Below are 15,655 nucleotides of genomic sequence, written 5' to 3'. Positions count from 1 at the left end.
TTCATGGAAGCTATTAAGAAGCATACCGGACTTGTTTATCCATTAAATCGTTCGAACGTTGATACGGATCAAATTATTCCAAAACAATTTTTAAAAAGAATTGAAAGAACCGGATTTGGTCAATATTTATTTTATAATTGGCGCTTTGACGATGAAGGAAATAAACGAGAGAGTTTTAGTTTAAATGATTCAAAATATGAAGATGCATCCATATTAATTGCTGGTGAAAACTTCGGATGTGGCTCTTCAAGAGAACACGCACCATGGTCGTTAATGGATTATGGTTTTAAAATTATTATTGCCCCGAGTTTTGCAGATATTTTTTACAATAATTCATTTAAAAATGGTCTCGTACCAATTAAAGTAAGTGAAGAACAAGTGAAAGATTGGCTAAAGCATGCGGAAGAAAAAGAATTAACTTTATCAGTTGATTTGGAAAATAAAGTAATCTATGATCAAGATGGTAAAGAAATTAGTTTTGATATCCCAGAGTACCACAGACAGAACTTAATGAATGGCTGGGATGAGATAGCGTTAACTTTACAACTGGAAGAAAAAATTAGCAATTACGAACAAACTAGACTATAGTATTTAGTAAGTGGAAATAGGGAGTGTGGAGTTATTGGGGATTTATTAACGGGTGAAAAAGTTTATAAGGCGTTAGAACGTTTGAAACCAATCGTTCACCGGACACCATTAATTACATCAGAAACCACGAATAAAATTGTAGATAAAAAAGTGTATTTTAAAATGGAGAATCAGCAAAAGACTGGTGCCTTTAAATTTCGAGGTGCAACATTTAAATTAATGCAACTTTCAAATGAGCAACTTGAAAAAGGGGTTATAACTGCGTCTGCAGGAAATCATGCACAAGGTGTGGCATATGCTTCTAGAAAATTAGGAGTAAAGGCAACGATCTATATGCCTAAACAGACCCCACACAGCAAGATTGAGGCAACTCAAAATTACGGTGCAGAAGTAGTCTTGACTGGTAGTTCTTTTCAGGAAGCATACGAAGCGTCGATGGTTCGACAAAAAGAAACTGGAGCAACGTATGTACACCCTTTTGATGATTATGATGTGATGGCCGGTCAAGGAACAATTGCAATGGAAATGTTAAGGCAAGAAGACAGGATTGACACGTTTCTTGTGCCAATAGGTGGAGGTGGACTGATTAGTGGAATTGCTGTAGCAGCCAAACATGTGAATAAAAATATTCGCATCATCGGCGTTCAAGCAGAACGTATTCCTGCTGCATATAACAGCTACCATCATATAAGACCAACACAACCTCTACGTGCTGATACAATAGCAGAAGGAATTGCCGTAAAAAACCCAGGTGAGCTCACTTTGCCACTTATTAAAAAATATGTGGATGATATTGTAACAGTTACTGAAGAAGAAATAGCTAGTGCAATACTCTATATGCTTGAGCGGAACAAAACATTAATGGAAGGTGCCGGAGCAGCGGCTCTAGCAGCTTTATTCGCTCATAATGACTATATTAAATCAAGACATTGTGGTGTGATTGTGAGTGGAGGAAATTTTGATATTGATAAAATTCCATTAATCCAGCAATTAGCCAATAAACATTCAGCATAGCACATAATAAAAAGCAATGAGGGAAATTAATCCTCATTGCTTTTTTGGTTTTCATCCATAATGGAGTTTTTTTGCTGATTTAGTGCATCTTTATCTAGATAATCACTATCAATAGCTTCCTCTTCTTCTTCATCTAACCATTTATCTTTTAAAAATTGACTTATTGTTAGTTGATTATCATCATAGAAATAGTCTTTATGATTTACTGGTTCCCAATTTTCAGTAGGCGTATAGAATCTTAATAAATCACCCTGTAATACTTTATCAGATAAACTTAATTCATGTTCGACTTTAGCCTTGATGCTCTCCAACTCTTCGTTTGGTTCGATCTCTTCACCAGTTTTATTATCATAGAAGACACCTTTAACCATTGCGTAGTCTTCCGTAAAGAAGTCCCCATTTCGGAATGCAACTAGTCCATTATGCTCTTTGGAGAATAGGTCAGTTCCAAATTGAATATAGTCTTGTGCTTTAATTCCAAGTAAATGAAGTAAAGTCGGAACTACATCCACTTGACCTGCGTATTCACTTACTGTTCCTTTACCTTCAACGCCAGGTATTTTAATCATTAAAGGAACTCGTTGTAATTCGGCATATTTAAAAGGTGTTATTTCTTCACCAAAAAGTTCACTTAATGCACGTGTATGATTTTCAGAAATACCATAATGGTCACCGTAAAGGATAATTACGGAATCTTCATATAACCCAGCTTCTTTTAAATCGTTAAAAAACTGTTCAAGCGACTCATCAAGATAGCGAGCTGTCTGGAAATAGCGATCAACAGAACTGTCATTTGTTTCAGCTGGATCAATTGTAGCCTCTTCCTCATCGATTAAATAAGGATGATGATGAGTTAACGTCATTAAATGCGCATAAAATGGTTGTTCCATAGATTCTAATATAGGCATAGATTCCTTGAAAAATGGTTTATCTTTAAGGCCGTAACCAATAACTTTATCATCACTCATATCGTAATAAGCTTCATCAAAGAAGTAGTCTACACCAAGTTGTTTATAAATTTCGTCTCTGTTCCAAAACGATTTACTATCTCCATGGAAAACAGAGCTTTTGTATCCTTGCTCCTGATTCAAGATCGCTGGTAAAGCTTGATACGTGTTTTTTCCTTTTGTAACAAAAGCTGAACCTTGCGGTAAGCCGTATAAAGAAGTATCCATAATTAACTCAGCATCTGCTGTTTTACCTTGTTCTGTTTGATGGAAGAAATTTTCATAATACGTAAATTCATCTGCATGTTCATTAACTAACGAATTAATAAATGGGGTTACTTCTTCACCATGTAATTTGTAATCTATTAAAAATGATTGAAAAGATTCTAAATGAATCTTAATAATATTTTTCCCTTTTGCTACACCAAATAGTTCTGGATCTGGCTCAGCATATTTATTATCTGTATAGTTTTGGACTTCTGTTATATCATTACTGTCTGCTAAAACTCTCTCAGTAGAAGTTTTTAAGTTTTGAAGTGCATCATAGATAGTAAAATTATATGCTCCTAAATATTTTACAATATAATTTCTATCAAAGGTTCTTTTAAGCAATTGTGGACGATCTGCTTCTGCTAAACCTAAATTGATAGAAAAGATAAGGACGCCGAGAGCAATAATTGTTACCGGTCTTCTCAACTTCATACGCTCACTGGACCAAATTTGTCTGCTCCAAATAAACACTGCAATCAAAATTAAAATATCTAATGAATAGAAAATGTCTGTCCAAGTTACTAAACTAGCAATACTACTGCCTAAACTACCAAAGTTACCCGTTTGAGTAAGGACTGGCAATGTAATAAAATCACTGTTAAAGCGGTAAAAGACGACATTTGCATATAATAATAAACTCATTAATGAATGAATTACAATAATATAACCCCCAACACGGCGACCTCTGGCAAATAGTGCAATTCCCAGAAAGACTAGTGTAGAACTGATAGGGTTAATCAACAATAAAAAGTGCTGCAACATATTTTGAATGTCCAAGTTGAATTCGGTCAGATAGATTACATAGGATTTAAGCCATATTAAAACAGCTGCAATAGTGAAAAATCCCATTTTAGAAGAAACAAAATTCCTCATTTTTTATTCACCTCTACTATTCCAATTAAAATGGATGGTTGGACAAATATATATAATACTAAAGTGGAGTGAAAAAATCAATGACTTTCACAAAATTGTTATATTTACACTGCCTTACTATATACCCTTCAAAAGTAAAAAATAAACATAAAAGAATCACCTATATTAATTGGATAGGTGATTCTTCAATAAATATATGCAGAAACATGTAAATAATGATAAATTTCATTATTTACCTTTTTGTTAATGAGACATATTGCCTTGAACTGGAGCGTGGCTATTAATAATTGCCTGCATGTCCTGAGGCTGTAGCTGTGCCACTTGATAATATTGATGTTTGTTTTGATAAAGATACATTTCATAAGCCATTTCAATCACGTTAGGAATGCTATCAGCAAATATTCTTCGTAATACAGGGTTTGTCGCTTCTAATGCAGTAAGTGTAAAACTAGAAGCAATTGCTTTTAGATGTCCTAGTATACCGTTCGAAATACACTCGTCATTTAATTCGTTAATAGACTGGATAGGTGTTTTTGGTGAAGAAGGTTTCATTCCATATACACTTTGATTATTTTCTTCCATTAAGTAAGTCTGTGTTTTAACTGCAGGATCTTTACCACTTTTGAACGTATCTAAAATTGTGTTGTACATTTGAGTTAAAAATGTCTTTTGTCGTTGCATAATCGTAGAAAGTTCTTGATCTTGAACATGTTGATCATAAATAACGTAATGCTCTAAACCACCTGTAAGTGCTCCTATTGCTTCATCTACTTCTAATAATTCATGACCACCAAACTGCTGTTGGGGTGGCATTCCAGATGACTTTTGCTGCTGTTCATTAAACTGTTGATTCTGATTCAACAAAATAATTCCTCCTTTAAAGTATTTACCATTATTTTTAACAATTTGGAAAAATATATTCGTAAGATAAAAGTAAATAATTCTGTATAAATAATCCGACTATTTCTAAAAGTATATAAACTATTTAAAGTACGGATAAGAATGTGATAAGATATAGCAAAGTAATTTGCAAAGAAAAGAGTGAATACCTAGTGCATGAACTAAAAGAAACAAAAAGCTGGATAGCAGGTGTACAATGGTTCTTTTTTATTTTCGCAAACATTGTTATTATTCCAATCACAGTTGGAGAAGCTTTTGGTTTGGCTCAACATGAAATTGTCCCACTCCTACAATTATCTTTTATAGTTACGGGTCTTGCATGCTTAGCTCAGGCAATTATTGGACATAGACGTCCCATTTTAGAAGGGCAGTCGGGTTTATGGTGGGGGATTTTTTTAACATTAGTTGTTACAACCTCTGCACAAGGAATGCCTCTTGAAGTCCTAGGGGGAAGTTTGGCACTTGGAGTAATTATTTCTGGAATCATCACTATTTTAATCGGTATCACCGGGATTGGACCGATGATTGCTCGACTTTTTAACCCCGGCGTAATGGGAGTATTTATGTTTCTTCTAGGGTTGACCCTAATCCAAATTTTTTTAAAGGGAATGCTCGGTATTCCATTTGGAAAAGCTGCAGATTCTGCAACGATCGATTTACCTGTTGCAGGAATCGCTATTTTCATTGCTTTACTCGTTATTGTTATCAGTATTAAATCTCCTGCGAGAATTCGAAGTTATGCATTATTAATCGGAATAATTTTAGGATGGATTTTGTATACGATTATTTTTGGTACGGATCCTAATCCAAGTAAAGAAGTAGCGACCTTTAAATTATTTCCGTTTGGATCATTAACTTGGGATGTTGGTGTCGTAGTGACAGCTGTATTGGCGGGTTTGTTAAATATTTCGAATACATTCGGTTCTTTAAAAGGAACGGATGCAATGTTTCAAACGACGACAACAAAAAAAGATTATTTGTCATCTTTCTCCATTACAGGAATCGCTACCGTTGCAGCTGGATTTTTTGGGTTAGTTCCATATGCTCCGTTTGTATCATCCATTGGATTTTTAAGACAAACGAATATATTTGACCGGCTACCCTTTATTATTGGCAGCTTTTTATTTTTTATTATGGGTGTAATTCAGCCGGTAGGAGCTTTTTTTTCTACTTTGCCACTAAGTATTGGAAGTGCCGTTCTGTTCGTAGCCTACTTGCAATTATTTAATTCATCTATGGAGTTTTTTAAAGGAGTATTATTTAATACATTAAATGTATATCGTTCAGCTATTCCACTATTTGTCGGTACGATTATTATGGCTTTTCCAGCCAGTTATTTTGAGTCAATTCCAGCATTTATCCGGCCTTTTATGAGTAATGGGTTATTGGTTGGAATAATTTTAGCTTTAGTGTTAGAAAATATACTGAACTGGGATCGTGTAGGTGCAACAATAAAAGATTATCAACAAATGACAAAAGAAATCGGTAAATAACTTTTATCGATTTCTTTTGTCTTCAACTTTCGCACCAACAAAGTGAGTTTAAACAGATGCGTGTATTAACTCGAAAATGCTTCTCCTTACTATCTTGACAACCTTATGATGATAAAACTGTTTTTTGTAAAAAATTGTAAACTGCGGCGTAGTGACGCCAACTTTATTAATTTCCGTTAAGCCGCTTCGGAAAAATACTTCGCTTTCCGCAGGCACGGCCTCAGCTTCTGTAGTTTCTCGTTAATGAGAAACTACAGTGATCTTCGGACTCGCGCTGTTCCTGCAGGAGTCTTCGTATTTTTCCTACGCTAGTATGAAACTTTATTCAATTGATAGAAAATATTGTTGTTCAGTCAACAGTGATCATCTCAGCGAAGGAAATACTACGCAGTGCGTAGCACAAGGAGGCTCAACAGCCGCCCATGGAAAGCGAAACATATTTCCGCAACGGTTAATCAGATCATCCCTAAATCTTAGTTACTATGCATCAAATGCGACGCTGAAGTATTTTGGAATACAGCTAAGGAAGTGGGGTTCTAAACTTCCTAATATTACTAAGGTTTATTTTTCAATTTCATGCTGTGAAAATGAGTTACAAACTAATGAAATCCTTATACATTTATTTCAAGTAAAATTGGACAGTGATCACTCCCTAATATTTTAGCGTCAATATCCGCATTTTTGATATGGTTAATTAAGCGCTGAGATACGATAAAATAGTCGATTCTCCATCCGATATTACGCTCGCGAACAGTTTTCATATATGACCACCAAGTATATAACCCTTCTGTTTTCGGATGGAAATACCGCAATGTATCAACGAAACCTGAATCGAGCAGCCGACTAAACTTAGCTCTTTCTTCCAAGGTGAATCCAGAATTTCCTTCATTTGCTTTCGCATTACGAATGTCAATAGGTTGATGGGCAACATTCAAATCGCCGCATAAAATGACTGGCTTTTGTTTTTCAAGCATATGAATATGATCGAATAATTCATCTTCCCATTGAAGTCGAAGTTCAAGGCGCGTCAAATCCCGTTGTGCATTTGGAGAATATACATTTACTAAGAAGAAATCGTTAAACTCCATTGTAATTATTCTACCCTCTGGATGTTCATTCTGTTCACCAAGTCCATATTGAACAGAAATAGGTGTATGTTTTGTAAAAATAGCTGTTCCTGAATATCCCTTTTTAAGGGCATAGTTCCAATAAATTTCATAGCCATCTACACAAAGATCTATTTGTCCTTCTTGTAATTTGATTTCTTGGACACAAAAAATATCTGCATTTACCTCATTAAAGTAGTCTAAGAAACCCTTTCTAACACATGCTCTTAATCCATTTACGTTCCAAGATATAAGTTTCATTGGTATCCCCCTATCAATAAACAAAGTATAATACGATTTGTTATTAATTTCATTTAATAAAAATTGTCTTGACAATTTTACTGTATTAGACGTACAATACAGTAAGTGTATGAGTTGCATAATACAGATTAAATTATAAATGATTAGTTGGTTGGACATTTTTTTTAAAGTTGGTGTACTATCTATATAATACATAAATGGCAACTTTACATACATATTGAAAGTAGGGGTTGGTGAAATGCGTTTAAAGTTGGATAGTCGTGCCCCTGTATATGTACAGGTGATTCAATATTTTAAGGAACAAATCGCCAGCGGTACATTAGAGAAAGGGGAAGAAATTCCTTCGCGACGAGAGTTAGCAAGTCAGCTGAAAATAAATCCTAATACCGTTCAACGAGCGTATAAAGAAATGGAGGAAGCGAAATTGATATATACGGAAGGTAATATGCCTAGTAAAATTACGAATGATGAAGAAGTGATTAAAAGCGTCCGTGATCAGTTGTTAGAGGAAGCAATACAGAATTTTATTAGTTCAGTCCATACGCTTAATATTCCACTTGAAGAACTTATACCGCTCGTAAAAGAGAATTATGAACAGGTAGAAAGAAAGTAGGGAAGAATAATATGATTGAAGTGAAGGACATAACAAAATCATTCGGTAGAAAAAGAGTATTAAATGGTGTCTCTTTTACAGCAAATAAGGGAGAGATTACATGTTTAATCGGAGTGAATGGAGTCGGTAAAACAACAGTCATGAACGCAATCATGGGATTAACTCCTTTAAAAAGTGGTGAAATATTAATTGATGGCAAAAAGCTTACGAAAGAGAGTTATGAACAGATTACATTTATTCCAGATACAATAACAATGCCTCCTACAATGCGGATTAAAGATGCATTTGATTTTATGAATGACTTTTATCAATCATGGAATCAAAAAAGGGCAGAAGAATTATTAACTTTCTTTAAGTTGCAAAAAGATGACCGTATTTCAGACTTATCAAAAGGAAATAAAGCAAAGGTAAACTTACTTTTAGGGCTTGCACTCGATGTTGATTATGTACTAATGGATGAGCCTTTCTCGGGAATAGACATTTTTAGTAGAGAGCAAATTGCTAACGTATTCACTTCTCACTTAATTGAAGATCGTGGAGTTATTATTACAACACATGAAATTGGTGATATTGAACATTTAATTGATAGGGTAGTATTATTAAATAACGGTGTCGTAGTTAGTGAATTTAATGCAGAGCAGGTACGCGAAGAACAGGGTAAGTCAATCGTTGATGTAATGAGGGAGGCATTTCACGTATGAAAAACTTTTTTAAATTATTAAATTTCGAGTTGAATCGTTTTTCTAAGTTATATTTCGTATTGCTTTCTTCGATTGGTATTATCCAGATCATAATAACAGTTTTAAAGGCAAGAGCCTATTTAACACGAGCGAATAATGCTGTTTTAAAGGGTGGAATGACGCAGCATGAATTTATTGAGATGTATTCTAAGTTCAGTATGATAGACGTTATTCATTCGATCCTTTTTGCTGGTACTTTAGCAATTGGTATAGCGGCAATACTATTTTATATATTTTTTATATGGTATCGAGATTGGTTTGCTAAAAATACATTTGTTTATCGGTTGTTAACATTACCGACATCTCGTATGAATTTGTTTTTTACGAAAGTAATCACGATAATGATGTCCGTCTTAGGTCTTGTAACTTTTCAATTAATGATGCTAAATATTGAGAAGACAATCGTGAAGTGGATCATTCCAAAGGTATATCGAGAGGATTTAAGAATCGTAGATATGGTTTCTGCTTCTGAGTATTTACCAATTATTCTTCCTCAAGGTATTGCTGAATTTTTTATTGCTTATGGATTAGGTTTAGGATTCGTCGTCATAGTATTTACAGCTATTTTATTTGAGAGAAGCTTTCGTTTAAAAGGAATTATATTTGGATTACTTTATGCATTTATTTCAATAACTATATTTATTTTACCAATCACTATTCAGCTTTTAATGTATGAAAATTTATATTTATATCCAATGGAATTACTGTTTGTGCAAGCTGTCACTTGGGCAGTAATCGTAGCCGCATCATTACTTGTGAGTAGGTATTTATTGAAAAATAAGGTGACGGTGTAAGGAGGGCAAACATGCGAAAGTATTGGAAGACAATTGCGCTATCTGTTTTTATTGTAATTGGTATAAGTATGTTTTACATAAATGTTAATACTGTTACCAAAGAGTTTCCTCGTTTTAACTTTAAAATAATAGAAGGAAATGAAGAGGCAGTTGATAAATTAGTTATTAACGGAGACTTATATAATGGTATGACTAATTTTGAACAGTTCCGTGTTAATAGTACCGGTACAACATATTTGCGAGACGAACCTTTCAGTAAACGAATAATAGGTTACTACCAAGATATTTACGGGGAAGATTTGCAAAAGGAATATCGGACCTTTATGCGTGGGAAGTCAACCGACCCTGCAAAGTTTTATGAAACGGATGAAATTTTAGCATATGCAGAAACTCCTTATTCTTTCTGGTCGTATGATACGTATGAATTTGAAATAGATATATTAAATAAGAAAACGAAAAAAACAGTTTCCTTTTCAACGCCTATACCAGATAGAGCAAACTATTGGTACGTGGCGCCGTATGGAGTATATGTAGATGAGAATGAAATATCGATTATTACTTTAAATGAACAGGTTAATGAAGATGTAATTGAAAATACTTCTGTTCATGTTTACACGTATAATATAGACACTGAACAATTGGTGGGTGAAGAGGTAATCGACTCATTAAATTATTCTTCTTCTGAAGATGGATATAATGATATCCAAGTAATGGCTATCGATGAAAATATATTTATTTCGCAACAAAAAGTAAATTATATAGAAACAGAAGATGATTTTGCGTACGAAAAAGTAAATACTGAAAAAATAATTCATTATAATGTTAACACTCATACAAAAGAAGAATTTACTTTACCTGAAAAGCAAGAAATAGGTATGCCAATTACGATAATAGGTGATGAGCTTTTTCTTGCGAGCATTAATGACAATAAGTTAGAAATAATTAGTCTCAATCTGATCGAGGGTGAAATAAATAGCCAGAAAGAAATAGAAGTATCTAATAGTTTCCTTTCTTTATATGATTTATATCAAGCAAAGGTGAAAGATGGTAAGTATTATTTCATCCCAAGCTCAGAAGATTTCAATGAGACTACAATGATAACTGTAGTTGATTTAGAGTCTTTAACAGTTGATTATTTAGGGGAAATTGAGCCAGTTGGTTCATCAGCTATTGATGAAGAAGTTGAAATGTACTTCAGTTATCCGGAGTTAAGAAAGTAAAACGAATTAAGTTGGAGAAGTCAGGATAGAAGCATTTATTCTTAAAAAACCGAACGTTGATTCATTGGAAGTTGAATCCGCTCGGTTTTTTTATTTTAAAGACGGTTTGAACTTAGGATGTAAACTATGCGGCTGTAAAAAAGTAGGGTTATATCTCAGTACCAATATTTTTGTATATTTTTTCTATTTTTTTGATAAACAATTCCGTTTGCACAAATCTTGCTTCGCGTATGTATTCTTTTCCGTTTACGAATAATAAAAGAACAGGAGCAGTAAATATCATAAATTTTCCAGCAATTTCGGGAACTTTGCTAGCATCCACTTGGCAAGATTTAATTTTTGGATAATTTTTTAAAATTTTTTCAATCTGTGGACGAAGCCCATGACAAACACTGCAATTTGGTTGGGTGACATAAATAAAAGCAAGCTGATTTAATTGAATAAGTTGCTCAATATCATTGATCTTTGTTAATTCTTGAAAACCCATACCGTATTCTCCTCTTCCTTTTATTCTCAAAATTGTGCAAGATTGACACAGATGTTGGTGCCACTCGAAAATTAGTCTATTTAATTTCCGCCATACTATAGACGACAAACCTTTTAGTATAAATTTTACAATTAATTTATCCTTTATTTAATTGTGCTATACTTAGCATACATATTTTTATTTTCAATTGCTCTTAATTTGTATTAGTAAAGAAAAAAACTGCGCTTTTTTGCGCAGTTTTAAAAATATTTTATAGTGGTTCAGGCGTGATTGGATCCAAGCAAGTAATTCCGCAGAAGCAATCCAAATCTAAAGTAATACATACTCCTGTTTCACGGAAGTTATCAATTCTTCTACGGCCGAATTTGTCGCAAAATGAATCTTTATCATGATGGCGATCACGATCATGATCATGGTGTCCTCTTTCTTCACCATGCTCTTTACCATGGTGATCTCCGTCTCTTCTACGACTAACAGGTAATAATAATTCAACATTTACACAACTTTTGGATCCTCTAACAAAATCTCTTACTCTTAAAATTGGAGATTCAACACATTCAAAATCTCTGTCTCTTCTACCTCTACTTATAAAGCCAGCCCCAACGAAAGGTTTACAGCTTTCTTTACATATTAACATGAAAGGAATCGTAGTTTCATTTCTCCGCCTTCTCACTCTCTGTGTTAATAAGTCTTCGATGGAATTTTCACAACTTGTGACACATTCATCAACTGCTTCACGTTGTGCGTTAAGAATCCTCCTGACTATTTCTTTTATACATCCATCTCTGTCAAACCGTTCTCGTTCTACATGGCAACCCATAAAAAAGCAACTCCTTTTAGTATTTTTTCTTATTACACTAACACTATATGTAGGTAATTGTTTATAGGTTGTTCAATCGTCTATTTTCTAGTAAAAATGAGTGAATGTCATAGAAAAAAGCATAAATGTGCTAGTTAAATAGGATAAATAACGATTCTTTATCTAATAACGAACATAGTATGAACTATCCGACCAAGTCTTGGAAGGTAATTCCCAACCCATGACTATAAAAAGCCAGCTGATCACTGGCTTTTTTTTATTGGGGATATAAATTATTAGCTTATATTCTCGTTCGTTTTCCAATACGCTAAATAAACGATACGATATGAAAATGAAGCAACTAAGATATAAACTAGTAAATGGTTTTATTAGATTATCATCCTAGAGGACTCCTATAAGAATAACCAGTTATTTTACAATGAAATGAACGAGCTTAAAAACCGTGAGTTTAGAGTCTTTGTACGATTTGAAGAAGAACTGTTACAGTTTAAGTAAATCTATCATCGTTTTTTAAAGTAAAGAAGGTCGTAACATATGTTTCCAAAAGTACTTGAATTACCTTTTTTCAGTCCACACGTGTAATAAGCGTGGTAACGTTAATTCGTAAGTCGTTGAGCAAACATAATCTGCATGAGGTAACTGGTCTTTTTTTCCAACCCCCACTGCTACCATTCCTGCTTGTTTAATCGAATGAATTCCACTTTCGGCATCCTCAATTCCAATACATAGATCAGGTGAAACGTTTAATAAGCTCGCTGCTAATAAAAAGATATCTGGTGCCGGCTTACCACTTTTTATTAATGTTGGATTAGCAATTATGTCAAAGTAATGCAATAATTCCAATCGCTCTAGAATGGCACCAGCATTTTGACTGGATGATGCGAGACCTATTTTATATTTATTTGTTTTTAACTCTCTTAATAAATCTAAAATTCCGGGTAATATATGTTTTGGAGTTAACGTTGCGATTAGTTGTACATAGTGTTTGTTCTTTTCCTCGGCTAAAAACTCTAACTCTTCAGCAGTATACTGATGTAATCGATTATGTTCCTTAAGTATTGTTTTTAAAGAGTCTATACGACTTAACCCTTTTAGTTTAGTGTTAAATGTATGATCTATCGTTATATTTATTTCCTTTGCAAGTGAACTCCAAGCTGTGAAATGAAGGGCGGCAGTATCAGTAATAACACCATCTAAATCAAAAATAAATGCTTTTACCATTTAACATACCTCTACTTACCGAATTTGTTATTACTTCTTTGTTAATCAGTTGGACAGGTTTATCCCATACATGAATGAGCAGTGGACTTCCTTTTAACAATTCAATTGTAAAGGTTTTTTTAGTCATAATGATATGGAGCATTCGTCCTTTATATTGTATTGAAAATGTGTATTTGTTCCATTTTGTTGGAAGTTGAGGGCGGAAATAGAGCCCTGATTCTTTTATCCGCATACCTGCAAAGCCTACAACAATTCCCATCCATGTTCCGCCCATGTTAGCCATGTGTAATCCGTCTTTTGTATTTCCTTGAACATCATCAAGATCAAGACGAGCTGCTTGTAGGTAATAGTCATAAGCTTTATCTAAGTAAGTTAATCTGGCAGCCATCATACTAAAAACGCAAGTGGACAAAGAAGAATCATGAGGTGTTATTCTTTCATAATAATCATAAGAATTTTTCATGACTACTTCTGACTGCTCATCTTCTTGGAGTAAATGTGCTAATACTGTGTCAGCCTGTTTGCACACTTGATACCGATAAATGGTTAATGGGTGATAATGCAATAAAAGCGGATATTTGTCCTTTGAAGTATGTTTAAAATCCCATTTTGCTTTTTGTAAAAAAGTATCATCTTGTGGATTAATTTTTAGCTTTTCATCAACCGGTAAATACATCTTTTGTGCTGCTTTTTCAAAACAGTCTAATTCTTTATATGAAATATTTAAACGAGATTTTAGTTTACCCCAACATTCTGTATCTGTCTCCTGAAGAAAGGTGCAAATTTTCACTGCCCATCTAAGGTTTTGTTTTGCCATCACATTTGTATAATAATTGTTGTTTACAATACAGGTATATTCGTCCGGGCCTGTTATAGCGTCAATTCTAAAAGAGTTCTTGGTAAAGTGACCAACATCCATCCATAGTCGCGCAGTTTCTACAAGCATCTCCGCTCCCGCTTGCTTCATAAATTCCACATCGTCTGTTGCTAAATAGTACTGAATATAACTATGAGCAATATCTGCACTTATATGATATTGAGCCGTACCAGCTGGAAAGAAAGAAGAACATTCTGTCCCAGAAATTGTACGCCAAGGAAACAAAGCACCTTGGCTATGCCCCATTTCATAAGCGCGTTGTTTTGCTTGTGGCAAAATGGAGTATCGATAGAAAAGCAACTTCTTTGCCATTTCCGGATTTGTCATTGTGTAGATCGGTAACAAATAAATTTCCGTATCCCAAAAATAATGACCTTCGTATCCTTCGCCTGATAGTCCTTTTGCAGCAATGTTTGATCGACCATCTTGACCGGTTGATTGAAGAATATGAAATAAATTAAATCGTATTGCTTCTTGCAATGAATGATCTTTCTCTATTATAATATCTGTTTTTTTCCAAAAAGATGCTAAATAATCCTGTTGTTCCGTTTGTATATCAAAAAAAGAGAAGACGGAAGCTTCTTCTCTAGCCAATCCAAGGGTTTGTTCCAGATTAGTGTAACGAAGAGTATCAGCAAAAAAAGTTCGTTTACCAATAGTTGTTTTTTCTTTTAATACAAATGTGGCTTTAGAAATAAGTTCCCCATTTTGCATAAAATGATTGTAAGTCACATGATCATGATGAACCTTTAATTCCGAAAGAGCAGCGACAGATAACTCAGATACTTTCGTTTGTAATTCGATATAGCTTTGACCATTTTGTTGTTTCATATGTTTAACAAACAACCTCTTTGAAGCATCATTACCAACTCGTGGATCATTTGGATTGGTATAATTCGTTACGTTCCCATTTAATGAACTAATAATTTGAATTGGAATATTTTTAGTCACGGGACATAAGAAAATCTGTTGAAAAAACAAGTTTTTTCTTTTAAAAGAAGCAAGTCGTTTAAAGGTAATTTTAAGTTCGTGACCCTGTTTAGAACGCCAATGGATATAACGTTCTGAAAAGCCTTTATCCATATGCAATGCTCTCTTATAGTCTACAACTTTACCTGTTAAGAGAGAAAGTTTTTCACGGTCTTCTCCGGTTCCAACCCAAATCACAATTGATTGGGGATCAATAACATTTAAAAGTTTTTGTTGATAGTCAGGAAAGCCATGCATTTTTTCTCCGTATGGGATCGGCACATCATCGTAAAATCCATTGATATATGTTCCTACAATGGAATCTGACGATGCATTTTCCTCTTCTAAATTTCCTCTTATTCCAATATATCCGTTACCCGTAAAATATAAGCTTTCTTCTAATGCTAATTGTTTTCTATCTGTAGAATTTGTATAAATCGACCATGACATGTTTTTTCACAC

General features: G+C 34.0%; 14 protein-coding genes. 7 read left to right on the top strand and 7 right to left on the bottom strand.

Translation table 11 applies throughout. The features are described from left to right. Window positions 1-3: 3 nt before the first annotated feature. Together leuD and ilvA are read left to right on the top strand one after the other, a co-directional pair. Window positions 4-588 (top strand): 3-isopropylmalate dehydratase small subunit, encoded by a 585-nt coding sequence (leuD, locus tag SPD48_RS00810; RefSeq protein WP_336256144.1) that lies wholly within the window; start codon window positions 4-6, stop codon window positions 586-588. Window positions 589-669: 81 nt separating this feature from the next. Further along, window positions 670-1,602 carry a threonine ammonia-lyase gene (gene ilvA / locus SPD48_RS00805; protein ID WP_336256143.1) on the top strand — a complete coding sequence of 311 codons (933 nt, stop codon included), beginning with the start codon at window positions 670-672 and terminating at the stop codon, window positions 1,600-1,602. Window positions 1,603-1,628: 26 nt separating this feature from the next. Here ilvA and SPD48_RS00800 read toward each other — a convergent pair whose 3' ends face one another. Together SPD48_RS00800 and SPD48_RS00795 are read right to left on the bottom strand one after the other, a co-directional pair. Then, window positions 1,629-3,692, bottom strand: a complete 2,064-nt coding sequence (locus SPD48_RS00800) for an LTA synthase family protein (protein WP_336256142.1) — start codon at window positions 3,690-3,692, stop codon at window positions 1,629-1,631. Window positions 3,693-3,935: 243 nt separating this feature from the next. Further along, window positions 3,936-4,556 (bottom strand): spore coat protein, encoded by a 621-nt coding sequence (locus tag SPD48_RS00795; protein ID WP_336256141.1) that lies wholly within the window; start codon window positions 4,554-4,556, stop codon window positions 3,936-3,938. A 188-nt stretch (window positions 4,557-4,744) separates the two neighbouring features. On the opposite strand from SPD48_RS00795, the gene SPD48_RS00790 reads away from it, so the two are divergent. Next, window positions 4,745-6,085: a uracil/xanthine transporter gene (locus tag SPD48_RS00790; protein ID WP_336256140.1), complete on the top strand. Its 1,341-nt coding sequence runs from the start codon at window positions 4,745-4,747 to the stop codon at window positions 6,083-6,085. Between the two features lie 611 nt (window positions 6,086-6,696). Here the strand turns inward: SPD48_RS00790 and SPD48_RS00785 are convergent. Next, on the bottom strand, window positions 6,697-7,452 hold the full coding sequence (locus tag SPD48_RS00785; RefSeq protein ID WP_336256139.1) for an exodeoxyribonuclease III: 756 nt from the start codon (window positions 7,450-7,452) through the stop codon (window positions 6,697-6,699). A gap of 238 nt (window positions 7,453-7,690) precedes the next feature. On the opposite strand from SPD48_RS00785, the gene SPD48_RS00780 reads away from it, so the two are divergent. From SPD48_RS00780 to SPD48_RS00765, 4 genes are read left to right on the top strand one after another with little or no spacing between them, the layout of a single operon-like run. Then, entirely contained in the window at window positions 7,691-8,065 is a 375-nt protein-coding gene (locus SPD48_RS00780) for a GntR family transcriptional regulator (protein WP_336256138.1), read from the top strand. Between the two features lie 11 nt (window positions 8,066-8,076). Next, window positions 8,077-8,766 (top strand): ABC transporter ATP-binding protein, encoded by a 690-nt coding sequence (locus tag SPD48_RS00775; protein WP_336256137.1) that lies wholly within the window; start codon window positions 8,077-8,079, stop codon window positions 8,764-8,766. Continuing rightward, the gene (locus SPD48_RS00770) at window positions 8,763-9,599 is read left to right on the top strand and encodes a hypothetical protein (RefSeq protein WP_336256136.1); all 837 of its coding nucleotides are present in this window, start codon (window positions 8,763-8,765) and stop codon (window positions 9,597-9,599) included. The genes SPD48_RS00775 and SPD48_RS00770 overlap by 4 nt, the downstream gene beginning before the upstream one ends. An 11-nt stretch (window positions 9,600-9,610) precedes the next feature. Further along, window positions 9,611-10,819: a hypothetical protein gene (locus SPD48_RS00765; protein WP_336256135.1), complete on the top strand. Its 1,209-nt coding sequence runs from the start codon at window positions 9,611-9,613 to the stop codon at window positions 10,817-10,819. 148 nt (window positions 10,820-10,967) lie between these two features. On the opposite strand, the gene SPD48_RS00760 is transcribed toward SPD48_RS00765, so the two are convergent. From SPD48_RS00760 to SPD48_RS00745, 4 genes are all read right to left on the bottom strand, one after another. After that, entirely contained in the window at window positions 10,968-11,306 is a 339-nt protein-coding gene (locus SPD48_RS00760; protein ID WP_336256134.1) for a thioredoxin family protein, read from the bottom strand. 250 nt (window positions 11,307-11,556) lie between these two features. After that, entirely contained in the window at window positions 11,557-12,126 is a 570-nt protein-coding gene (locus tag SPD48_RS00755) for a CotY/CotZ family spore coat protein (RefSeq protein ID WP_336256133.1), read from the bottom strand. A 555-nt stretch (window positions 12,127-12,681) separates the two neighbouring features. Beyond that, complete coding sequence (gene pgmB / locus SPD48_RS00750) at window positions 12,682-13,347, bottom strand: beta-phosphoglucomutase (RefSeq protein WP_336256132.1); 666 nt, start codon at window positions 13,345-13,347, stop codon at window positions 12,682-12,684. Then, a complete protein-coding gene (locus SPD48_RS00745) occupies window positions 13,325-15,643 on the bottom strand; it encodes a glycoside hydrolase family 65 protein (RefSeq protein ID WP_336256131.1) in 2,319 nt (772 codons plus the stop codon). The genes pgmB and SPD48_RS00745 overlap by 23 nt, the downstream gene beginning before the upstream one ends. Between the last annotated feature and the right edge of the window lie 12 nt (window positions 15,644-15,655).

It is taken from the genome of Pseudogracilibacillus sp. SE30717A (genome assembly GCF_037071985.1).
In the GTDB taxonomy this organism is placed as follows: Bacteria; Bacillota; Bacilli; order Bacillales; family Amphibacillaceae; genus Pseudogracilibacillus.
Note: the sequence above shows the minus strand (reverse complement) of the source record. Positions and strands in the feature narration are given on the sequence as shown.